The sequence below is a fragment of the Paraburkholderia caribensis genome (assembly GCF_002902945.1).
Classification (GTDB): Bacteria; Pseudomonadota; Gammaproteobacteria; order Burkholderiales; family Burkholderiaceae; genus Paraburkholderia; species Paraburkholderia caribensis.
Genome location: NZ_CP026102.1, coordinates 1922906 through 1946129 on the forward strand (window position 1 = coordinate 1922906; position 23224 = coordinate 1946129).

General features: G+C 61.9%; 18 protein-coding genes and 1 pseudogene. 12 read left to right on the forward strand and 7 right to left on the reverse strand.

All coding sequences use genetic code 11. The annotated features are described in order from the left end of the window. Window positions 1–3: 3 nt before the first annotated feature. Window positions 4–1245, reverse strand: coding sequence for a branched-chain amino acid ABC transporter substrate-binding protein (locus tag C2L66_RS25180; protein WP_233444979.1), 1242 nt, complete (start codon window positions 1243–1245; stop codon window positions 4–6). Then, window positions 1145–1843, reverse strand: a complete 699-nt coding sequence (locus C2L66_RS25185) for an HAD family hydrolase (protein ID WP_054930676.1) — start codon at window positions 1841–1843, stop codon at window positions 1145–1147. The genes C2L66_RS25180 and C2L66_RS25185 overlap by 101 nt, the downstream gene beginning before the upstream one ends. A 93-nt stretch (window positions 1844–1936) precedes the next feature. Between C2L66_RS25185 and C2L66_RS25190 the strand changes: the two genes are divergently transcribed. Both C2L66_RS25190 and C2L66_RS41800 read left to right on the forward strand, forming a co-directional pair. Beyond that, a complete protein-coding gene (locus tag C2L66_RS25190; RefSeq protein ID WP_224100706.1) occupies window positions 1937–2896 on the forward strand; it encodes a TetR/AcrR family transcriptional regulator in 960 nt (319 codons plus the stop codon). Window positions 2897–3046: 150 nt separating this feature from the next. Further along, window positions 3047–3399, forward strand: a pseudogene (locus C2L66_RS41800) (SET domain-containing protein-lysine N-methyltransferase). A gap of 179 nt (window positions 3400–3578) precedes the next feature. Here C2L66_RS41800 and C2L66_RS25200 read toward each other — a convergent pair. Next, window positions 3579–4403 carry an MFS transporter gene (locus C2L66_RS25200; protein WP_233444980.1) on the reverse strand — a complete coding sequence of 275 codons (825 nt, stop codon included), beginning with the start codon at window positions 4401–4403 and terminating at the stop codon, window positions 3579–3581. A gap of 380 nt (window positions 4404–4783) precedes the next feature. Between C2L66_RS25200 and C2L66_RS25205 the strand changes: the two genes are divergently transcribed. The 5 genes from C2L66_RS25205 (at window position 4784) to C2L66_RS25225 (ending at window position 11925) form a co-directional block, all read left to right on the forward strand. After that, window positions 4784–5569: a PadR family transcriptional regulator gene (locus tag C2L66_RS25205; protein ID WP_060605831.1), complete on the forward strand. Its 786-nt coding sequence runs from the start codon at window positions 4784–4786 to the stop codon at window positions 5567–5569. A 34-nt stretch (window positions 5570–5603) separates the two neighbouring features. Continuing rightward, window positions 5604–6431, forward strand: a complete 828-nt coding sequence (locus tag C2L66_RS25210; RefSeq protein WP_082670429.1) for a siderophore-interacting protein — start codon at window positions 5604–5606, stop codon at window positions 6429–6431. Window positions 6432–6456: 25 nt separating this feature from the next. After that, a complete protein-coding gene (locus tag C2L66_RS25215; RefSeq protein WP_060605826.1) occupies window positions 6457–7722 on the forward strand; it encodes an MFS transporter in 1266 nt (421 codons plus the stop codon). A gap of 1028 nt (window positions 7723–8750) precedes the next feature. Then, window positions 8751–11306, forward strand: coding sequence for an adenosylcobalamin-dependent ribonucleoside-diphosphate reductase (locus tag C2L66_RS25220; RefSeq protein WP_098021633.1), 2556 nt, complete (start codon window positions 8751–8753; stop codon window positions 11304–11306). Window positions 11307–11403: 97 nt separating this feature from the next. Continuing rightward, the gene (locus tag C2L66_RS25225; protein WP_082433803.1) at window positions 11404–11925 is read left to right on the forward strand and encodes a hypothetical protein; all 522 of its coding nucleotides are present in this window, start codon (window positions 11404–11406) and stop codon (window positions 11923–11925) included. 140 nt (window positions 11926–12065) lie between these two features. Here the strand turns inward: C2L66_RS25225 and fdhA are convergent, their stop codons facing one another. Further along, on the reverse strand, window positions 12066–13265 hold the full coding sequence (gene fdhA / locus C2L66_RS25230) for a formaldehyde dehydrogenase, glutathione-independent (RefSeq protein WP_054930709.1): 1200 nt from the start codon (window positions 13263–13265) through the stop codon (window positions 12066–12068). A gap of 197 nt (window positions 13266–13462) precedes the next feature. Between fdhA and betI the strand changes: the two genes are divergently transcribed. The 5 genes from betI to C2L66_RS25255 all read left to right on the forward strand — a co-directional run bounded on the left by betI (window position 13463) and on the right by C2L66_RS25255 (window position 19354). Continuing rightward, window positions 13463–14053, forward strand: coding sequence for a transcriptional regulator BetI (betI, locus tag C2L66_RS25235; protein WP_007590103.1), 591 nt, complete (start codon window positions 13463–13465; stop codon window positions 14051–14053). Between the two features lie 38 nt (window positions 14054–14091). Beyond that, the gene (gene betB, locus C2L66_RS25240; protein ID WP_060605823.1) at window positions 14092–15561 is read left to right on the forward strand and encodes a betaine-aldehyde dehydrogenase; all 1470 of its coding nucleotides are present in this window, start codon (window positions 14092–14094) and stop codon (window positions 15559–15561) included. Between the two features lie 11 nt (window positions 15562–15572). Beyond that, window positions 15573–17291 carry a choline dehydrogenase gene (gene betA / locus C2L66_RS25245; RefSeq protein ID WP_060605820.1) on the forward strand — a complete coding sequence of 573 codons (1719 nt, stop codon included), beginning with the start codon at window positions 15573–15575 and terminating at the stop codon, window positions 17289–17291. A gap of 176 nt (window positions 17292–17467) precedes the next feature. Continuing rightward, on the forward strand, window positions 17468–18883 hold the full coding sequence (locus C2L66_RS25250; protein ID WP_054930711.1) for an MFS transporter: 1416 nt from the start codon (window positions 17468–17470) through the stop codon (window positions 18881–18883). A 252-nt stretch (window positions 18884–19135) separates the two neighbouring features. Then, window positions 19136–19354: a hypothetical protein gene (locus C2L66_RS25255; RefSeq protein WP_060605818.1), complete on the forward strand. Its 219-nt coding sequence runs from the start codon at window positions 19136–19138 to the stop codon at window positions 19352–19354. A gap of 16 nt (window positions 19355–19370) precedes the next feature. Here the strand turns inward: C2L66_RS25255 and C2L66_RS25260 are convergent, their stop codons facing one another. The 3 genes from C2L66_RS25260 to C2L66_RS25270 all read right to left on the reverse strand — a co-directional run bounded on the left by C2L66_RS25260 (window position 19371) and on the right by C2L66_RS25270 (window position 23061). Further along, on the reverse strand, window positions 19371–20516 hold the full coding sequence (locus tag C2L66_RS25260; RefSeq protein WP_060605815.1) for a metallophosphoesterase: 1146 nt from the start codon (window positions 20514–20516) through the stop codon (window positions 19371–19373). A 263-nt stretch (window positions 20517–20779) separates the two neighbouring features. Then, on the reverse strand, window positions 20780–22123 hold the full coding sequence (locus C2L66_RS25265; protein ID WP_060605813.1) for a sigma-54-dependent transcriptional regulator: 1344 nt from the start codon (window positions 22121–22123) through the stop codon (window positions 20780–20782). 638 nt (window positions 22124–22761) lie between these two features. After that, on the reverse strand, window positions 22762–23061 hold the full coding sequence (locus C2L66_RS25270; protein ID WP_054930715.1) for a hypothetical protein: 300 nt from the start codon (window positions 23059–23061) through the stop codon (window positions 22762–22764). Between the last annotated feature and the right edge of the window lie 163 nt (window positions 23062–23224).

Consider the following 23224-nt stretch of genomic DNA (forward strand, 5'->3'; position numbering starts at 1 on the left):
CGGTCATTCGACGGGCACGATCGATCCGCCCGCGGACCGATATACCGTCATCGGTGCCTTGATCCATTCGCCGCGCTGATCGAAGCGTACTTGCCCGAACAGGGTGTTAAAGGTCGTCTGATGAAGCGTCTTGTCGAGTGCTTCTGGCGATAGCGATTGCGCCTTCGCAATTGCCTCGCCCATCATCAAGGTGGCGGCGTAGAAAGACGGTGCCTTCTGATCGGGATCGACACCATATGCTGCCTTGAAGCGGGCCTCGAAGCGTTTGCCATCGGGTAACGCTGCAAGCGGCACACCGCCTTGTGGACAGTACATTTTCTTGTCGAGCGCACCGTCGGCAAGCTTCGGAAATTCGCCGACGCACAGTCCATCGCCACCCATCAATACCGCGTTGATTCCAAGGTCGCGCATCTGTCTGGCCAGATAGGCGGCCTGCCCGTAATAACCGCCGTAGAAAATGGCTTGCGGTTTCTCCAGTTTCACCTTCGACAGCACCGCCTTGAAATCAACGGTGTGATCTGTAGCGTACTCGCGCGCAATAATTTCGATTCCCTGCTTCTTCGCCGTATTGGAAAACACATCCGCTACACCCGCGCCATATGCCGTGCGATCGTCTATCACCGCGACGCGCTTCAGATGCAGCGTATTCGCGGCAAAGTCAGCCATTTTTCCGCCAAGTACATTGTCGTCAGTGGTCAGACGGAATACGTACGGGTAGCCGGGAACCGTCAATGCGGGGTTCGATGCCGCGGGCGTGATCATGATCACCTTCGCATCGTTGTAGATCTTCGACGCGGGTATCGTCACGCCAGAATTCCAGTGCCCGATTACTGCGAGCACACCGTTGTCTACGAGTTTCTGCGCAACAGTCACTCCGGCCTTCGGATCGGATTGATCGTCCACTGAAATCAATTCAAACTTGAGCGGCTGGCCATTCAGCGTCATATGCTTTGCATTGAGATCATCGACAGCGAGTCTCGCGCCGCGCTCGTTGTCTTTGCCGCTCGCCGCCTGCGAACCCGTCAGTGGACCTGCGACACCAATCTTCACTACCGTGTCGGCATGAACCGCCGCGGATGCCAACGCAACGCTCAGGCCTGCCACAAGCATCTTCATTGCAGGAATACGCATGATCATGCTCCCGTCATTCGTTGATGAGATGTTCCAGCACGCTGCGCACAGGTTCGAGCGTCGCGAACTCATAATCCGGGCGCGCCTGGAAATCACCCAGTTTCTCGGCACCACGATTGATCCACGCCACCTTGATACCGAGCGGCTTGGCACCGTCGATATCGGCCCACGTGCCGATCGAACAATGGAAGATTTCGTCGGCTCGCATGTCGAGCGTGGCAAGCCCAGTTTTGAAGATCGTCTCCGATGGTTTGTACGCGCGGGCCATCTCCGCCGTCGTCACTTTCGGAAAGTACTCAACCAGACGACTTCGACGCCACAGGTCAGTGTCCATGTTGGTAATCGGCATGAGCACGAATCTGTCGCGTGCCCAGTCGAGGAACGCAACGGCGTCGTCAAAAGGCGGAGATGATTCAACCAGATGTGTCAGCAGCAACTCAGTCAACGCCGCCATTTCCTGCCCCCTAGTGCAGCCTTCATGTAGCGCCTCCAGACAATCCTTGAGCGCCTGTTGCGCGACATCGCGATAGCGCCGGTACGCGTTGCTTCTGTATCCCTGCACCGTGCGCCTGTCCCAGTCCGCATAGACATTGGCCGCTGTTTGCGTCGTGAGCGCAAGATGCTGCAATACGCCTTCAATACCGCGAATACCGCCCGTCGTCACATCGACGAGCGTGCCAAAGTAGTCGAACGTTAGTGCTTTGGGTTTCATAGCTCTCTTCCATCGTATAGTAGTGCTAACTTAACAAATATTGACCGGCTTCGAGACTGCCCTTCGACTTCGGCAGCCATGTCGACACGAGCGATGCAGAATCCCTTCTCTTCACGCGCGAGCCATGTCAAAACCATCGCAGATCATCAGCAACGCTCTCGAAGTGAATTTAATGTACGCCGTACAATTAAAATGTGCAAGCGAGCAAATTTGCGGGTTTTCCCCGACGTCTCGCGCGATCGCACCGTTTGCAGTAGAGTGACGCTCGTTCGAATTCAATGGCGAGAACTCACGTTGAGCAGAAAGGAAGAGTCAGCGGCGGCGGCTACCGCGCCCGAGAAGAAGCGACGTGGCCGGGCCCCGAAGGATCAGGGGCTATCGAGAGAACGTATCGTGGACGCTGCCCTCGCATTGATCGATGCCAAAGGCTACGCATCGTTCAGCCTGCGCGACGTTGCGAGAGAGCTGGGTGTCTATCCGACGGCTATCTACTGGCACGTGCCAAGCCGCGACGAGTTACTCGTCGAAGTGATCGCGGCGGCATTGGGCGACCTTGTTCCTCCAACACTGCCGGCCGCGCGCTGGCGCGACTGGTTGAAGGAACTGTTCAATCGTTATCGCGACGCCGTTGCGCGGCATCCAAACATCGCACCGTTACTGGGTTCGCAGATCATTTCGAATGCCAGTATGAATCCCGTGATGGTCGAAGCGGTTCTTCAGACCTTGCTTTCCGCGGGCTTCAGACCCGAAGATCTGATTCACGTGTACAACACGGTGATTACCGCGATGGTCGGCTTCGTGACGCTGGAATTCGCGGGCCACGGTGCCGACGAACGTGACGCATGGGAAGGCAGATTGCGCACGCGATTCGAAGAACTCGACCCCTCTGCCTTTCCCGTTCTGACGTCGAATGTCAAACGACTTTCGAATCAGGCATTCATCGTACGCTGGAAGGGCGGTACCAATTCGTCGCTGAAACAGAGCCACGAGCGGTACATCGATGTCGTACTGGATGGACTCCAGCGGCAACTGCCAGGTCCCGGAGGTTCATGAATAGCACACATGGATTGTTCGGCTGCGCGACATGGCACGAAATGGCTCAAAGAGGACTTCACACGTGCAACAGGGAAGTTTAAGGGCACGAAGTTCGGGTGCGTGACGGGATTCTTTGTCCTGGGGCGCATCGCGGCCGGCTAGCGGCTTATCGAATGCAGGGGCGAGCTGGCCAGCTGGCGGCGGGCGGCCGCGCGGCGGCGTGCCAATGTCGCACACACCTTCGTCGTCGGGCTCTCGGACGCACGGGTAATTGATGGCAGTCGCGATGGTAACAGTGCCCGCTTCCCGAATCACACGTGCTCACCGAACTGCGAAGCCATCGAACCGGGTGATCGTGTCTTCATCCATGCCTCACCGACATGGCGGCCGGCTGCGAGCTGTTCATCGACTATGCGCTGGAAATTGAGAGCGAACCCACCGATGAGATCAGGCAACTGTACGCACGCCGCTGGAACTCACCCGGGCGCCGGCGATCCATGCTCGGCGCCTCAGATGGTTGACGTCGATCAACCGAATGACTGTTGCCGGGGGCGCCGGACGCCCCTTCGCGACCCAACTCGGCCGTTCGAGTCAGCACGCTCCAAACGGCCGCTCCCGAGAAAGAACAGCCGTCCACGAATCGACTCGCAGCAACGCAAAAGCATCGAGAAGTCCAGCCAGGTTCGGGCGACGCGATTCCTCAGCGCTTGATCAGCATCGAAAGCACTGCGCTTGCTGCGCAAAGCCCTGCGACAATCGGAAAGATGATCGACGTATGGCCGGTGGCATCGATAATGTGGCCGATAACCGGTTCGCCGATGCCAGCGAACATGTACGACATGGTGTTTAGCACACCTGTTACTGTCCCCGCAGCGCGGCGCCCGAAAATATCAGGACACAAGGCCCAGAAAGACGACGCCGGCCCGAAGACAAAAAAGCCGCACAAAAACAGAAGCACGATCGCAAACATACTACCGTGCGGCACGAACATCATGAAGATTGCCGTCGCGCAGGCCAGCACCATGTACCAGACGATCGCCATATAGCTGCGCCCTTGAAACAATACGTCGGATATCCAGCTATTCGACAGCGAGCCGAGCGCCATGCCCACCGGTAACGCGACCGTGATCCATTTCGGGTCGATCAGCGCCGATGAAGTCTTCCAGTCCATGCCGAGAAAATGGACCGGCACCCAGACCACCAACGCGTACCGTGCGGCGTTCTGGAAACCGATTGCGAGACCCGTGATGTAGAGCCTCCAGTTCTTCATCACAAGCGCGTATCGCTGCGCGCTCGTCAACTCATTCTCCGACTCCGCCAGAGAGGTTGTCTCTTCCGATTTTTCAGCAGCCGGCAGATGCAGAGCCTCCGGTCGTTCAGAAACAAATAGCAACAACACCAGTGCGCCCAGCAGCATGGAAAGCGGCGCGAGACGGAATATCCAGACCCAGCCGAGTTGCATCGTACCCAGAATGATGACCGGAAAAACGTAAGCGAGCACCGAAGAGAATCCGGAGAAGCCCACATAAACGCCATAGACAAAACCGCGATGTTTGTGATCCCAAGTCAGTGCAACGTTACGGCGTCAATCGCCTCACCAACGAGCCTAGAGGACATATTCCAGTCGGCCCAAGCAATCTAGCGCGGCTCGGGTGCCCCCTTTGCGCTTAGGCCAGAAACCGTTGTATTGACTATCCAAGAGGTATCGACGATAGCAATCACGCATCGTCGTTGTGCGCCGCACACCGAATTTTCGCGTTCCCGCGCACTTTGTTGCACCTGAACGGACGTTTTCCCGTTCCCGCACACTTTGTTGTGCCCCAATACAAATTCGAGATTTGGCTTGACGAATTATCTTTAGATATATATCTTACGATACATCTTAAGACATTCGGAGATGCCGACATGCGTCACCACCATCATCGTTTTTCCCGTGACTTCGCCCGCGACGCCGACTTTGCCCGCGATCCCGCGTTCCTTGGCTTATACGAACGCTTCCAGATGTTCAGGGACGCGATCGGCCGCCATCAGCGCGGCGGCGGCCGGCACGGCGGGCCGTTCGGCGGCGGCGCGGGCGGTCCGTTCGGGGGCGGCTTCGGCGGAGGATTCGGCGGCGAAGGCGACGGCTTCCCGCGCGGACGCAAGTTCACGTCCGACGATCTGCAACTGCTGCTGCTCGCGCTGATCGACGAACAGCCGCGCCACGGCTACGAACTGATCAAGGCGCTCGAAGCGCGCTCGAACGGCTTCTACACGCCGAGCCCGGGGATGGTCTACCCCGCGCTGACCTATCTGGAAGAACTCGGCTACGTGACCGTGCAACTGGAAGGCAACCGCAAGCGCTACTCGCTCGCCGACGCCGGCCGCGAGTACCTCGCCGGCAACCGCGAGCGCGCCGACCTGATGCTCGCCAAGCTCTCGCATATCGCCCGCAAGATGGATTCGGTGCGCCGCGCGTTCGCGGGCGAGGCGGGACAGCAAGGCGAAGCGGGCGACGACGCGAGCGAATACGGCGGCTGGCTGCCCGAATTCGTGCAGGCGCGGCGTGCACTGAAACATGCCCTGCTGTTGCGCGACAACGCATCGCCGGAGGAGCAGCGGCGCATCGCGGCGATCCTCGCGCGCGCCACGGCCGAAATCGAAAGCAAGCCGCGCGAGAACGGCGGCAAAACGCCGGGCGAAGCCGCCTGACGCAGTCGATTCAACGACATTGAGAGAACACCTTATGCAAGCAACCCGAACCGATCTGAACGTGACGCGCGTGCGTCATCCGCTGAAATTCCGTCTGCTGCAAGTCAAGCACGTCGTGGCCGTCACGCCGCATCTGATCCGTGTGACGCTGACGGGCGACGATCTGCACGACTTCGTATCAGCCTCCTTCGACGATCACATCAAAGTGTTTTTCCCCGCGCCCGGCGAAGACAAGCCGACGCTGCCGGCAGCGGGCCCCGACGGCCCCGTGTTCCCCGCCGACCGCCCGCGCCCCGTCGCGCGCGATTTCACGCCGAAGCGCTTCGACCGCGACGCGCGCGAACTCGAGCTGGAGTTCGCGATGCACGAAGCCGGCCCCGCCGCCGAATGGGCGGCGCAGGCTAAGGCCGGGCAGTATCTGGGCATCGGCGGGCCGCGTGGCTCGTTCGTCGTGCCGACGGGCTATGACTGGCATCTGCTGATCGGCGACGATACCGCCCTGCCCGCCATCGGCCGGCGTCTCGCGGAACTGCCGCAAGGCGCGCGCGTCGCGGCCGTGATCGAAGTCGCCGATCCTTCCGCGCGCATCGAGTTCGACACGCGTACCGATCTGTATATCGAATGGCGTTATCGCAGCGATGCCGCCCATCGTGACGACCGAGGTGCAGAGTTGCTGAAAGCGGTGCGCGAAACCTTCCTGCCGGACGGCGACGGCTACGTGTGGGCAGCGGGCGAAGCGGCAACGATGCGCGCCGTGCGCGCGCTGCTGGTCAACGAACGTGGCATCGACAAGTCGCGCATCCGCGCGTCGGCGTACTGGAAACAGGGCGAGCAGGCCGTCCACGAGAATCTCGACGACTGACGCCTCAACCAAACGGAGCCATGCATTGCTCTCATTGAACGAATCACACGAGCGGCGCCTGCTGTGGCTGCTCGCGCTCACGCAGTTCACCATCATCATGGATTTCATGGTGATGATGCCGCTCGGCCCGCAGATCATGCACGCGTTCGAAATCTCGCCTGCGCGTTTCGCGACGGCCGTGTCGGCGTATTCGTGGTGCTCGGGGCTATCGGGCCTGCTGGCCGCCACGTATATCGACCGTTTCGACCGGCGGCGTCTGTTGCTCGCCATCTACGCGCTGTTCGCACTGTCGAACCTCGGCTGCGCGCTCGCGCCGAACTTTCCGCTGCTGCTCGTGGCGCGCGCTTTCGCGGGCATTACGGGGGGCGTGCTTGCTTCCGTGGTGATGGCGATCGTCGGCGACGTGATTCCTGTTGCGCGGCGTGGCGCGGCGACGGGCACGATCATGACGGCCTTCTCGCTGGCGGCGATTGCAGGCGTGCCGGCGGGCGTGATGCTGGGCGCGCACTTCGGCTGGGCATCGCCGTTTGTGCTGCTCGTCGTGCTGTCCTGCGTGATCTGGATGGGCGGTTTGCGCATGGTGCCGTCGCTGACCGAGCATCTGCAGAGACAGCGCGTGCCGCTCGCGCAGGTGTTGCCTGATTTGTGGCGGCTGTTCGCGAATCCGCGGCATCTGAATGCGTTTGCGCTGACGTTTGTGGTGATGGTCGGGCACATGCTGGTGATTCCGTTCATCGCGCCGACGCTCGTGGCGAATCACGGTGTCGCGCCTGCGAATCTGTCGTGGCTCTATATGGCGGGCGGCGCCGCTACCTTCTTCACGTCGCGCCGGGTTGGCGCACTCTCGGATCGCTTTGGCAAGAAGCGCGTGTTCCGGATCGCTGCGTTGCTGTCGGTGTTGCCTGTGCTGTTCGTCACGCATCTGCCCGATCTGCCGTTTTACGCGATGGTGCTGTTCTTTCCGGTGTTCATGGTCGCGTTGTCGTCGCGGATGGTGCCGATGCAGGCGTTGCTCACGACGGTGCCGGAGCCGCAGACGCGCGGTGCGTTTCTCAGCGCGAACAGCGCGGTGCAGGCGATGGGCACGGGTTGTGGTGCGTGGTTCGGCGGCTTGTTGCTGACGACCACTGCGCAGGGGCAGATCGCGGGTTTTGGCACGGTTGGATGGTTGGCGGCGGCTGCCGCAGTGCTGGCGTGTGGGTGGATCGGGCGTGTGAGGAGCGCTAGTGACGCCGCTGCGGGCGGGGCGGTGAAGTCTGCGGCGGGGGGTGAAGTGGTTGGGGAGGTGTGATGCTTTTCTTTCGTGGTTTTTTTCTTGCCTGGGTGTCTGGGGTCTGTTTGCTAGTGCGATAGCGGTGCCCGTTTTTTTTGCCCCTGTGCGGGGCGGCGGTTTTGGTTTTTTTGTGCTGGTGTTCGTGGTTTGACTCGTGCACCTTGCGCTTTGCGCTTTGCGCTGGCATCCGCGTTACGTTAGCTCACTTCAGGCGTCGCCCCTGTGCGGGGCGGCACCTACTTTTCTTTGCCGCCGCAAAGAAAAGTAGGCAAAAGAAAGCGGCTCACACCGCCAGCGCTTGACCTTTGTCCACGGGCCCCCAACGTCCCCACACTTCGCACGGCAATCACGTGACCCACGTTCGTTGCTAACGCGCTGAATGAGCGCCTCACCCACTTCACGCACCCGCGTTTCAGCATGCCTCACCAGCCAGTCCACCGCCGCCCAGGTGGCAAACTGTGTGTCGGCCGTAGCGCCTCACACGTCTCACTCCGGACTGATAGCGCATGCGTCCCACCCCGTAAGAGCGCTAAGCCGTACGACGCGACAACCTACACACAGTTTGCCACCTGGGCGGCACATACCATTCGCTGCCGCTGGCCCGGGTACGGGTAATTGAAGCGGGTGAGGCGTTTGTTCGAAGCGTTGGCAACGGGCACCAACCAAGGCGCTGGTGTGTGAACGATGGGGACGTTGGGGGCCCGTGGGTAAACGTCAAGAATTGGCGGTGTGAGCCGCTTTCTTTTGCCTACTTTTCTTTGCGGCGGCAAAGAAAAGTAGGTGCCGCCCCGCACAGGGGCGACGCCTGAAGCACGCTAACGTAACGCGGATGCCAGCGCAAAGCAAAAGCAAATAGGGATCCCAGCGAAAAGCACAAAACACCGACCAACAACAAACACAAGCCCCCCAACCATGAACGCCCAGCAAAACCCAAACCCATCGCACATCAAAAACCGATCGTGTGCGGTTTGCACACCCTGGACTAGTGCGTTATGGTGAACCCTCACAGCGACCGGGCGTCGCGCACACTGCCTCCGAGGCTCCTCATGGCTGACACCGACAACGAACCGACGCAACTGCAGCGCCAGCAGCAACTACACCCCCCCATCGCACCGCAGCAATTCTCCCTCGACGTCCTGCAAGAAAAGTACGCCAAAGGCGACGAACAAACCGCCGACGACGTCTACCGCCGCGTCGCGCGCGGCGTCGCAATGGCCGAGCCCGAACCCCTGCGCCCCGCCATCGAAGCCCGCTTCGTCGAGAACCTGCAAAACGGCGCACTCGGCGCAGGCCGGATCATGAGCGCCGCAGGCTCCGGCATCGCCGCAACGCTGATCAACTGCTTCGTGCAACCCGTCGGCGACAGTATTCAAGGCGTCGACGACCAGGGCTTGCCCGGCATCTACGTCGCGCTGCTGCAAGCAGCAGAAACCATGCGCCGCGGTGGCGGCGTCGGCTACAACTTCTCGGCCATCCGCCCGCACGGCGCGCGCGTCAAGACGACCAGTTCGTCAGCGTCAGGCCCCTGCAGCTATATCGATGTATTCGATGCCTCCTGCCGCACCGTCGAAAGCGCCGGCTCCCGGCGCGGCGCGCAAATGGCCGTGCTCGACTGCACGCACCCCGATCTGCTCGAATTCATCGAGGCCAAACATTCGAAAGGCCGATGGAATAACTTCAATGTCTCCGTCGCCGTCAGCGACGAATTCATGCGCGCCGTCGAAAACGACGAGATGTGGCAACTCGTGCATCACGCAGAACCGACCCCCGCCCTTCGAGCGGCCAACGACATGCACAAGCGCGAAGACGGCATGTGGGTCTACAGCGAACGGCGCGCGAAAGAAATCTTCGATCGCATCATGCGCTCGACCTACGACATCGCCGAGCCAGGTATCGTGTTCATCTCGCGCATGAACGACGACAACAACCTGCGCGCCGTCGAAACGATCCGCGCCACCAACCCTTGCGGCGAGCAGCCGCTGCCGCCTTACGGCTGCTGCAACCTCGGCCCGCTGAACCTGACGCGCTTCGTGATCGATCCGTTCGCGCAGCGGCATGGCGGCACGCCGTCGTTCGACTGGGACGCGCTCGCGCAACGCACACGCACCCACGTACGCTTTCTCGACGACGTGCTCGACGTGACGCTCTGGCCGCTTCCGCAGCAATACGACGAATCGCGCGCCAAGCGCCGCATCGGCGTCGGCTTCACGGGCCTGGGCGACACGCTCGTCATGATGGGACTGCGCTACAACTCGCAGGAAGGCCGTGATTTCGCGGTGCGCATCGCCCGCCTGATGCGCGACGAAGCGTATCGCGCATCCGTCGAACTCGCGCGCGAACGCGGCGCCTTCACGCTCTTCAACGCAAAGCAATATCTGGAAGAAGGCACGTTCGCGTCGCGCCTGCCCGATGACATCAAGAACGCCATCCGCACGCACGGCATTCGCAACAGCCATCTGCTCTCCATTGCGCCGACGGGCACGGTCAGCCTGGCGTTCGCGGACAATGCGTCGAACGGCATCGAGCCAGCGTTCTCGTGGACCTACACGCGCATGAAGGTGATGGCGAACGGCAGCCGCGAGCAGTTCGCCGTCGAAGATCATGCGTACCGTCTTTATCGCGAGCTTGGCGGCGATGTCGCCCATCTGCCGGACTATTTCGTCAGCGCGCTCGAAATGTCGGCACGCGATCATCTCGACATGATGGCCGCCGTGCAGCCGTATATCGACACGTCCATTTCGAAGACGGTCAACGTGCCCGCCGACTATCCGTTCGACGCTTTCGAAACCCTCTATTTCGACGCATGGAAAAGCGGCCTGAAAGGTCTCGCGACGTACCGGCCGAACGAAACGCTCGGCGCTGTGCTCAGCGTGACGCAGGAACCCGCCGCCACGCCCGACGACGCTCTCGCGGAAATCGATCTCGACCCGCTGCGCGTCGCCATCGACCATCGGCCGAGAGGGGAATTGCCCGCGATCATCGAGAAAGTGGAGTACCTGACGGCAGCCGGCAAGAAGTCGCTGTATCTGGCCGTGTCGTTCATCGAAGTGACGGGACGCGTCGGCGGCGAGGAAGTGACGATCGAACGTCCCATCGAGTTCTTCATTCCCGCCGGTCAGCGCGACGAGTCGCAGCAATGGATCACCGCGACAATGCGTTCGCTGTCGCTCGCCGCGCGCGGCGGTTTCGTCGCGCGCAACTTGCAGGACTTGCGCAAGGTCTCATGGGACCGTGGCCAGGTCAGGCTCGGCGAGGTACAGCGGATGGACGGGCACCATTCGCCGCGCTGGCACGACTCGGAAGTCGCGGCGCTCGCTTACGCGCTTCAGCAAATACTGCACCGGCGCGGCTTTCTCGATGCGGAAGGCAACCAGGTGCCGTCGCGTCTGCTCGCGCGACTGCCGCTCGGACAGACCAACCCCAATGCGTCGACGGCAGATCACGCACTCTCCACGATCGAGGATACCGCGGCGCAACACGGCGCTCAGGAATTACGCACGATGTATGGCCGTAAATGCGGCAATTGCGGCGCAAATGCGGTGATTCGCAAAGATGGTTGCGATTTCTGCACGGCGTGTGGAGAAATTGGTGCGTGTGGATAAGCGGTGGGATTATTTACCGGCAATATAAAAAGAACTAAATTGGATTATCCATGCCTTAACCGGTAAGGGTTCTAATGGACCAAGGACGGCCGGTAGTGTGATCAGTTTCGTCGCCGATTCGATAAGGCTCGTGATGCGCCGCAATCCAGCTCGCTGGATTGCCGGTGCATTATTGCTTCTGACTGGCGCGAGTTCATTCGCGAACGATCGCATCCACGTCACATCTGAGAGGCATTCCCCGTTTGTCCTGTTTTACTCGTACCCCGTCATTGCGTCATCGCCCTATGCGCCACAACGCCATGTGCATCGCTACGTGATGAAGAACTCGATGCAGTGGGCCAATTCGGCTTATGGCCTGCCTGACAACGGCGGCATCGCGCCGGGTAAACAGCGGTTCCGCGTTGGGCATACGCCAGGCAACCCATATCTCGCCCCGCTAGACAGCGTTCAGACTGGCCAGCCTCCGGGCCTGCCATATGGCTTCGGACTGCCGTCCGACGCTCAAAGCATTCCGCCCGCAGCCGCCAGCGACGACTGGAGCTTCAGGGCCGACCCGCTTCTGAACCTCAATCACGCGCACGAAAGAGGCGCGACATTCTCGATTCGGCACGACTTTTAACGGCTTGCCGCGCAGTCCCATTGCGTCGAAACACAAAAAAATGCTGCGCTCCTCACAAAAGGAGACGCAGCATCGTCCACGACAGGGGACAGAGGAGACTTCGACCTGCTACCCGCCCGATGCGAACCCTCCGGTTCGCATCACGCAGCCTTCAGCAATCCATGCGGATCGAGCACGAACTTGCGCGGCGCGCCGCCATCGAACTGACGATAGCCATCGGGCGCGCTGTCCAGCGAAATAACCGACACATTGACGATATCCGCGATAGGCAGGCGGTCCCACAGAATTGCCTGCATCAGATTGCGGTTGTACTTCATCACGGGCGTCTGTCCCGTATGAAACGAATGCGACTTCGCCCAGCCGAGGCCGAAACGGATCGACAGGCTGCCCTTTCTCGCCGCCGCGTCGGTAGCGCCCGGATCGTCGGTGACGTAGAGGCCGGGAATGCCGATTGCGCCGGCCACCTTCGTGATGTCCATCAGCGAATTGAGCACCGTGGCAGGCGCTTCCTCGCGCGAGCCATGGCTGCCGTGGCCGTGCGCCTCAAAGCCCACGCAGTCCACGGCGCAATCCACTTCCGGCTTGCCGAGGATCTGCGCGATCTGCTCGCCGAGCGTCGCGTCCTTCGACAGATTGACCGTTTCGAAGCCGACGGCACGCGCATGCGCGAGCCGCTCTTCGTTCATGTCGCCGACAATCGTGCACGCGGCGCCCAGCAAACGCGCCGACGCAGCCGCCGCCATGCCGACGGGGCCCGCGCCCGCGATGTACACCGTCGATCCCGGCTTTACGCCCGCCATCACGGCACCGTGATAGCCCGTCGGCAGAATGTCGGAAAGACAGGTGAGGTCGCGAATCTTTTCCATCGCGCGGTCGCGGTCGGGAAACTTCAGCAGATTGAAGTCCGCATAGGGCACGAGCACGTATTCGGCCTGGCCGCCGATCCAGCCGCCCATGTCCACGTATCCGTACGCGCCGCCCGCGCGTGAAGGGTTCACGTTCAGGCACACGCCCGTGTGCTGTTCCTTGCAGGTCTGGCAGCGGCCGCATGCAACGTTGAACGGCACCGAGACCAGATCGCCGATCTTCAGCGTTTCGACATCGCGGCCCACTTCGATCACTTCACCCGTGATTTCATGCCCTAGAACGAGGCCGATTTCAGCCGTCGTGCGGCCGCGCACCATGTGCTGGTCGGAGCCGCAGATATTGGTCGACACCACTTTCAGGATCACGCCATGACCGATCGCGCGTCCGCGCGGATCGACCATCTTCGGGTAATCGATCGACTGCACTTCGACCTTGCCCTGCCCCAGATACACGACACCGCGATTGCTGCTCATCGTCTCGTCTCCATGTTTGTCTGAATGCGCAAAAAAGCGCTGAGTCGAGGTTAGTCCCTTTGCCCCGTCGGCCAGTGTTCAAAAACCGACATGTGTTTTCCCCAAACCGACAAAGCCGTTTTGCGCGGTTTTTATTGATTGAACGTTCAATAAAAAACGACTAGAGTGACGGCTTTCGGGAGCATTGCGAGTCATCCATGCCCAAAGTCGGAATGCGCGAAGTGCGTCGCGCGCAACTGATCGACGCCACGCTGCTCACCATCGACCAGTCCGGTCTGTCGGGCACCACGCTCGCGTCCGTCGCACAGCGCGCGAACATTTCGACGGGCATCGTCAGCCATTATTTCGGCGACAAGGACGGCCTGCTCGAAGCGACCATGCGCCACATCCTGCGCGACCTGTGGGCGGCCACGACGCGCCGCCGCATCGCCGCGAAGCCGCAGCCGCGCGCGCGTTTGCGCGCCGTCGTCGCAGCGAATTTCGACGTCTCGCAGGTGAGCGGCCCGGTGATGAAGACCTGGCTCGCGTTCTGGTCCGAAAGCATGCACGAGCCGTCCCTGCGCCGTCTGCAGCGCGTGAACACGCGGCGTCTCTATTCGAACCTGTGCGCGGAGTTCGCGAAGGAATTGCCGCGCGCGTCGGCACGCCGCGCCGCCAGCGGTCTTGCCGCGATGATCGACGGCTTGTGGCTGCGCGGCGCGTTGTCCGGCGATCCATTCGATACCAAAGCGGCGCTGCGCCTCGCGAACGACTACATCGACCTGCTGCTGGCGCAAAGCGGCTCATAACGTCGCGCCACGAACCCCGCATTTCAAGGAGAAAACCGATGCCCGGATACGGCCTGCAACGTCTCTACATCGGCGGCGAATATGTCGACGCCACGAGCGGCGTCAGCTTCGACACCTTCGATCCCGCCACCGGCGAACGGCTCGCAACCGTCCAGCAGGCGAGCGAAGCCGACATCGACCGCGCGGTGCAATCGGCGCGCGAAGGCCAGCGCGCGTGGGCCGCGATGACGGCCATGCAGCGTTCGCGCATCCTGCGCCGCGCCGTCGAATTGCTGCGCGAGCGCAACGACGCGCTCGCCGAACTCGAAATGCGCGACACGGGCAAACCGATTGCCGAAACCCGCGCGGTCGATATCGTCACGGGCGCGGACGTGATCGAGTACTACGCCGGACTCGCCACGGCCATCGAGGGCCAGCAGATTCCGTTGCGCGCCGAGTCGTTCGTCTATACGCGGCGCGAGCCGCTGGGTGTGACAGCGGGCATCGGCGCATGGAACTATCCGATCCAGATCGCGTGCTGGAAATCCGCGCCCGCGCTCGCTGCCGGCAACGCGATGATCTTCAAGCCGAGCGAAGTGACGCCGCTGTCCGCGTCGAAACTCGCGGAAATCTACCTCGAAGCAGGCGTGCCGCCCGGCGTGTTCAACGTCGTGCAGGGCGACGGCCGGGTCGGCGCGATGCTGAGCGCTCATCCGGGCATCGCCAAGATTTCGTTCACGGGCGGCGTCGAGACGGGCAAGAAGGTGATGTCGATGGCGGGCGGCTCGTCGCTGAAGGAAGTGACGATGGAACTCGGCGGCAAGTCGCCGTTGATCGTGTTCGACGACGCGGACCTCGACCGCGCCGCCGACATCGCCGTCACCGCGAACTTCTTCAGCGCGGGACAGGTTTGCACGAACGGCACGCGCGTATTCGTGCATCAATCGGTGCAACCGGCCTTCGAAGCACGCGTGATCGAGCGCGTGAAGCGCATCCGTATCGGCAAGCCGTCCGACCCGTCGACCAACTTCGGCCCGCTCGCCAGCGCGGCGCAACTGGACAAGGTGCTCGGCTACATCGAAAGCGGAAAGAAAGAAGGCGCGCGACTCTTGACGGGCGGCGCGCGCATCACCGACGGCGACTACGCGCACGGACAGTATGTGCAGCCCACTGTATTCGCCGCTTGCCGCGACGACATGAAGATCGTCCGCGAAGAAATCTTCGGGCCCGTGATGAGCATTCTCACCTTCGCCGACGAAGACGAAGTGATCGCGCGCGCGAACGACACGATTTACGGCCTCGCTGCCGGCGTCGTGACCGAGAACCTGTCGCGCGCGCATCGGGTGATTCACCGGCTCGAAGCGGGTATCTGCTGGATCAACACATGGGGCGAGTCGCCCGCCGAAATGCCCGTGGGCGGCTACAAGCAATCGGGCGTGGGCCGCGAGAACGGCATCACGACACTCGAGCACTACACGCGCATCAAATCCATCCAGGTCGAACTGGGCAAATATCAGCCCGTGTTTTGAGGGAGCGCAGCATGGCAGCGAAGGAGTACGACTACATCATCATCGGCGCGGGTTCGGCGGGCAACGTGCTCGCGACGCGTCTGACGGAAGACCGCGACGCGACCGTGCTGCTGCTCGAAGCGGGCGGGCCCGACTATCGCTTCGACTTTCGCACGCAGATGCCTGCCGCGCTCGCGTATCCGCTGCAGGGGCGCCGCTACAACTGGGCGTATGAAACGGACCCCGAGCCGTTCATGAACAATCGCCGCATGGAATGCGGGCGCGGCAAGGGGCTCGGCGGCTCGTCGCTGATCAACGGCATGTGCTATATCCGCGGCAACGCGCTCGACTATGACGGCTGGGCCGAACGAAAAGGCCTGGAAAACTGGGCCTATCTGGATTGCCTGCCGTATTTCCGCAAGGCCGAGACGCGCGACATCGGCGCGAACGACTATCACGGCGGCGACGGCCCCGTGCACGTGACGACCAGCAAGCCCGGCGTGAACCCGCTGTTCGAAGCGATGGTCGAAGCGGGCGTGCAGGCAGGCTATCCGCGCACCGACGACCTCAACGGCTACCAGCAGGAAGGCTTCGGCCCGATGGACCGCACGGTGACGGCGAACGGCCGCCGCGCGAGCACCGCGCGCGGCTATCTGGATCAGGCGAAGCAGCGGCCCAACCTCACGATCGTCACGCACGCTACCACCGACCGCATTCTCTTCAGCGGCAAGCGCGCGCAAGGCGTGGTGTATCTGGACGGCGACGCGCGCATCACCGTGCACGCGCGCCGCGAAGTACTGCTGTGCGGCGGCGCGATTGCATCGCCGCAAATCCTGCAACGCTCGGGCGTCGGACCCGGCGCATGGCTGCGCGAGTTCGACATTCCCGTCGTGCTCGATCTGCCCGGTGTCGGCCAGAACCTGCAGGATCATCTCGAGATGTACATGCAGTACGAGTGCAAGGAGCCCGTGTCGCTCTACCCTGCACTGCTGCTGCGCAACCAGCCCGCCATCGGCATCGAATGGATACTGAAGGGCACGGGCATTGGCGCGAGCAATCACTTCGAGGCAGGCGGGTTCATCCGTACGCGCGACGACGACCCGTGGCCGAACATCCAGTATCACTTCCTGCCTGTCGCGATCAATTACAACGGAACGAATGCGATCAAGATGCACGGCTTTCAGGCGCACGTCGGCTCGATGCGCTCGCCGAGCCGCGGGCGCGTCAAGCTGCGTTCGCGCGACCCGCACGCGCATCCGTCGATCCTCTTCAACTACATGTCCGAAGCGCTCGACTGGCGCGAGTTCCGCGACGCGATCCGCGTGACCCGCGAGATCATCGCGCAGCCGGCGCTCGACCGCTTCCGTGGACGCGAACTGAGCCCCGGCGCCGAGCTGCAGACGGATGCGCAGATCGACGCGTTCGTGCGCGCGCGTGCCGAGACGGCCTATCATCCGTCGTGCTCGTGCGCGATGGGTTATGACGACATGGCCGTCGTCGATGGCGAAGGGCGCGTGCATGGTCTCGAAGGACTGCGCGTGGTCGACGCGTCGATCATGCCGCGCATCACCACAGGCAACCTGAACGCGCCGACCATCATGCTCGCGGAAAAAATCGCGGACCGCATTCGCGGGCGCGATCCGCTCGCGCGCTCCAACGCGCCCTACTATGTGGCGAACGGCGCACCGGCTCGTGGCGGGAAGCATGTTGCGCGCGCACCGGCACCGAGCGTGGCTGCCCATACGCAATGAACGAACGTGTGCGTCATGACCGATGGCGCACACCGGATGGCGCAGACATACCATCCCAATGCCGAATCTGTTCTATATGACGGATTAATGGCGGCATCTACTGGAACGAGCCGGCCCGTGAAGCAAGCGCGCTTCGCTGGACCGCCGGCCTCTTCCAACCTCCATCCGGGGATGACATGCCGACCATCGCACGACCCAGCGCCGCCGCGCGTCTAGAACGCCTGCCGTTTTCCGGCTATCACCGCACCATCTTCATCATCATCGCGATTGCGTTCTTCTTCGATTCCGTCGATCTCGGCACGATGACCTTCGTGCTCGGCTCGATCAAGACCGAGTTCGGTTTGTCGAGCGCAGCAGCGGGACTCGTCGCGAGCGCGAGCTTCTTCGGCATGGTGCTCGGCGCGGCCGTCGCGGGACTGTTCGCGGACCGCTTCGGCCGACGCCCGGTCTTTCAGTGGAGCATGGTGCTGTGGGGCGTCGCGTCGTATCTGTGCTCGACGGCGCAAAGCGTCGATGCGCTGATCGTCTATCGGGTGCTGCTCGGCATCGGCATGGGCATGGAGTTCCCGATCGCGCAAACGCTGCTGTCCGAATTCGTGCCGACGGCTTCGCGCGGACGGCTCGTCGCGCTGATGGACGGCTTCTGGCCGCTCGGCTTCATCACGGCGGGCGTCGTGTCGTTCTTCGTGCTGCCGCATTTCGGCTGGCGCACCGTGTTCGCATTGCTTGCGATTCCCGCCGTGTTCGTGCTGATCGTGCGGCGCGTCGTGCCCGAATCGCCGCGCTGGCTCGAACATCGCGGACGTCTTGCGCAGGCCGATGCCGTACTCGGCCAGATCGAGGCGAAGGTGATGAAGTCCAGCGGACTGCGTTCGCTGCCCGCGCCGTCGATGCTCGCCGATCAGGCCGTGCCCTCGAAGCACGGCGCGTTCCGTGAAATCTGGAGCGCGGCCTATCGTCAGCGCACGATCATGGTATGGGCGCTGTGGTTCTTCGCGCTGCTCGGGTTCTATGGTCTCACCTCGTGGCTAGGTGCATTGATGCAGCAGGCGGGCTTCGCCGTCACGAAATCGGTGTTCTACACCGTGCTCATCTCGCTTGGGGGCGTACCGGGCTTTCTGTGCGCCGCGTGGCTCGTCGAACGATGGGGGCGCAAGCCGACGTGTATCGCGTCGCTGGTCGGCGGCGGGGTAATGGCCTACGCATATGGCCAGACGGCATTGCACGCCGACAGCGTCACGCTGCTGATCTGCACCGGCCTCGCGATGCAGTTCTTCCTGTTCGGCATGTGGGCCGTGCTCTACACGTACACGCCCGAACTCTACGGCACGGGTGCGCGGGCGACGGGGTCCGGCTTTGCTTCGGCGATAGGCCGTATCGGCTCGCTGATCGGCCCCTATGCAGTCGGCGTGGTGTTGCCCATCTTCGGACAAGGGGGTGTGTTCACGCTCGGCGCGCTGTCGTTCGGCGTGGCCGCATTGGCCGTGTGGGCGATGGGTATCGAAACGAAAGGTCTGTCGCTCGAAACGCTGGTCTCACAGGTCGACGACGAAACGCCTGCCTGGCGCGCCACGGCCGATGACGCACGCTAACGCCGCGCAAGCAGGCGCGTGCTTTCCAGCTGCTGTAACGGGCTTACCCGCGCGTAAGCCTGTTACACGCCCGTCGTCGATTTATCGCCGCGCCATTCGCGCATGGGCCGCAAGCGCGGGACTGGCCGCCGCCTTTCGCGACCGTCAAACACGTAACCGCGTAACGGGATGAAATACACCCGTAGTCAAACTGTCGTGTCCTCCGACTAGCATGTCCGGACTGCTCGCTCACTTGTCCACGGAGGTGTCCTGATGTTGAGCCCTCACGAACTGGCGACGCTCATGCTGTTGAATGGCAATGACCGCCGCATCGAATCGCTCGAGCCCGATGTGCTCGCACTGCGCCACTACGAACTCGTCGAAGTGCACGAGCTTCGCGGCGGCATGGCCGCACTGCAGATCAGCGCGCGCGGACGCGATCTGCTCAGACGGCTTGGCATGGATACGGCGCGCCATGTGCCGCCGAATTGAATGACGCTTGTCGTCGCTATCGCCGGCGCGTGGCGACGGTATTCGCGCCCTGCTGCCCCTCGCTCACCATGCTGTGCAGGCTCATCCGCACGGTGATGTGCATGCCGTTCGAGACGAACGGTGTCAACGGTTCGGGCGCGGGCCTGGATTCGGGCGCGAGACGCGGCGCTTCGTTTTGAACGTCGTCATGACGCGCCGCCGTTGCAGCGGGAATCTCCAACGGTGCAGGATCGTCTGCCAGTGCGACGTCGGTCTCGCTCGTGGCCGCTTCAGCCATTGCGGTATGGGCCTTCAACTCAGGCGTTTGCGCGCGCGCCGCGCTGTTCGCCATGACCGGCTCGCGCCAGCCTGGCTCGTCCGCAACAGGAGAGCGCGGCGACACGTCGATCCACTGCGGCAGGTCGGCAAGGTCCATGATCGTGAGCTTGCCGCCGTAGACAGCGCCCGTGTCGATGTTGATCACGTTGTCCTTCGCGGTGACGGTGGACACGGGCGTATGGCCGACGATCACGGCCGTCACGTTCTCGATCCGTCCCACGGCATGCGCCTCTCCGCGCACGCTGTGTCGCGCCTTGTCTAGCAGACTGCGCAACGTGTTGCGTGACGGCGAAGGATGCGGTTGATGCGCCTTCCAGCGCGTGCGGGACCAGATCGCCTTGCGGCGCGTCTTGCCGTCCGCCCGTTCTCTTTCGATATCGGCGACCAGCCGGTTCCAGTCGGATACGGGCGAATCCGCGTGCACGATGCCAACCAGCCCGTGCTCAGTTTCGATCTCGATCAGGTACGGCAGCGATGCCATGTACGCGGCGATCGCATGAACCCATTCCCGTTCGTCGGCTCTGTCGAGCAGCCAGTCCGCGCCGTTGCCCAGCAGTGAAAGCGCCTGCTCCTCGCCGGCATGCCAGCGTAGGATCACGTCTTCGTGATTGCCCTTCACCGACTTGATCCTGTAGCGCTCGACGGCCTCCAGCACGCTATCCGATTGCGGCCCGCGATCGACGAGATCGCCGACGGCAAACAGCCGGTCGCGTTGCGGATCGAAATGGCGCGCCTCCAGCTCCGCGCGCAATTGCTCGAAGCAACCGTGCAGATCGCCCACGACGAAGTCGCGTCCCGAGTCGTTACGCGGATAGCGGTGAACGGCGCGATAGGGCTCTTTCATGGGTCAGGGAAGGTTCCGGTAACACAAAAACAACATAGGACGGAATAAAAAAATCCGCAAAAAATGGCAAATAACGTCGAGAAAAATAACCAGGGTAGATACGCGGAAATAGGCGCCGCGACGTTGACGGCAAGCATAGCGCGCAGATATGTGACAAGGTGCTACACAAAAAAGGTTTGTGTAACTGTTCGTGAAGCGCATTGCGGAATGGTCTGTTCGGGCCTGTTCGCGGGCGAGCGTCATTCCAGCGCCCACCCTGCCCCCTACGCGGAATCCATCCGCAACTCGCCCGGCGCCGCCACCGACCGCCGGGAGTCCGATGCCAGCATGCGGGCGAGCAGCACCCTGGAAATGCGCAACTCGGACGCAGCCGCATCGAGCCGGCCCTGATTTCGCGCGATGGCCAGCTCGACCGCCTGCCATTCGGGAATCTGGTCGTTATCGTCGGACGCGCTCAGCATCGGCACGCTCGCGGTCCGATCGAAACCGAGGTCAACGGCCGTGATGAGCGGGCCTTCACTGGCGACGATTGCATGGCGGATCCGGTTGATCATTTCCTGCAGATTGCCGGGCCACGTGTGCGCGTCGAACGCTTCCCACGCGCATACGGAAAAACCTTGCACCCCATGACGGGAATCGGAGCGGAAGCTCTTCAGCAGATGCGTGGCGAGCAAGCGAATATCCGGGCCGCGCTCACGCAGCGGAGGAATCGTGATCGTGTCGGGCGCAAGCCACGACAAAAGACGCGCGTGCAGACGATGTTCGTCTGCAGCGCGCTGCAAGTCGATATAGCTCGAGCAGATGATGCGCACGTTGCGCGCTCCTGAATCGAGCACGTCCGCGAGACGCTGCTGTGCCGACAGCGGCAGTTCGCAGATGCCGTCGATATACAGTGAGCCGCCCTCCGCCATGCCGAGGCGGGAGCGCTGGTTGCCCTCTTCGACTTCGGTCTCCTCGCCGCCCGCTTCCCCGAACAATTCCGCTTCCACGCGTTCCGGTGCGAAGGCCGCGCAATCGATCGACACGAACGGCCCTTCGCGGCGCGACGAACCCAGATGGATCGACGACGCCGCCAGCGTCTTGCCCGTGCCCGATTCGCCGATGAACGTCACAGGCCGTTCATGTTCCGACGCGCTACGGATTGCCGCACGCACGTCGCCCATCGCCGCGCTTGCGCCGATCAACGCGACGGCTCCCACGTTCGCGCTCGTATGCTCGTTCCCGTCGCCAGCGGACATCTCATACGCACGATCCAGTTCCTGAGCGACCATCTCCGCCGCCGCGGGCAAGCGGATATAACTCACACACCGCGTGCGGACGATCCGCCCAATTTCCGGATCATCGAGATGCGCATGGGTGACGACAGCCACCCAACTGATGGCTGCGCTGGTTCGCGTGAGTTCGTCGACTTCATTCAGATCACCGGGGATGCTCAACGAGGGAAATTCGATCAAACCCGCGGCGCGATCATTGGCGAGCAATGCGGCGCCTTGCCGTTCACGAATATCGATGCAACGAATTCGCCATTGCAGCGACGGAAGATTGCCGTCCAGGCATGCGCGCTCGGGATTGCATACGTGATAGAGCCGTTTCAGGTTCAGATTCATGATGTGATCGGTTGACCCGCCTCGAATAGATCGAACAAGTACCGACTGCTCCACGCCCCCGCAAATACGGCCGCGATCGGTTACTCAAAAAGTAATTGAATCTTGACCCCCTCAATATGGCGGGTTGTTACGGTTTGAAAACATCTGCGTGAGCTCGCGGGCAAGCGAATGCGTGCGCGCGACGGCGGCAGTCATCGCGCGCGCCGCTCCGTGGATCGCCTGGGAGGAGTGAACACCCGGTACGTGTTCGTGGTTCGCCGTTACGTGAGTAACGATCCTTTACATTCGGCGCACGCGACTGTGGCGGCCCGAACACACCGGTAATTAATGGCGTTTTGAATGCCGAACTTGTTCCCTGGTGGCATTCTGAATAATGACAAAAATACCGCGTCTCAGGGAATCAAAGCCGGAAGAACCGGTAATGCTGAATTAAATATTGCGGACTTGCGACATGCTTACCGGCGCTGTCGCAAAACGAGGACGGCATCATAAAGCGCAATTCTTAAGGGACGCTGATGCGAACCATCTCGGCGCGCCGATGAGAAAGAAAAGAGTCAAGCTTGCTACACAGACATATGTGTTGGGCTATCGGTTGCACCCGATCGCACTGCGCGATCGGGTGGACACGCGTCGAAAAGTCAATGCACGGTGTGGATGCTGCTGATGGCCCCATCGTTGTCCTCATCGGACGAGGCTTGCTCCAGGATCGCGCACCGGAAATCCGATTTAACGCGAAGAATCGCTGATTCGATACGTGCATCGCCGCGATGGCCGCTCAGGCGAGTATTGATTGCCTCCTCGACGGCGAGAATCGCCTGCTCGATGCTCTCGGGATCATCGCTATCGAATCCGATCTCAACCTCCACGCTCTCCAGCAGGTTCAACGCTGTTGCAATGTCCTCGGAAGCGACGAATAGTGTCTCGGCGTTGTCTCTCATCTTCCCTCCCCGTTGAGTTGTCCTGCGTCTTCAGACTGGTGCGAGTTCCATGCCCATCGTTACACATCGGGCGCAAACTTGCCGGGCGACGAAAAGCGTGTTGGGTTCGAAACAACGGATGGCTTGCTGTCCGTGAAGAAGCGAATAGAATCGAAGGTTCCAG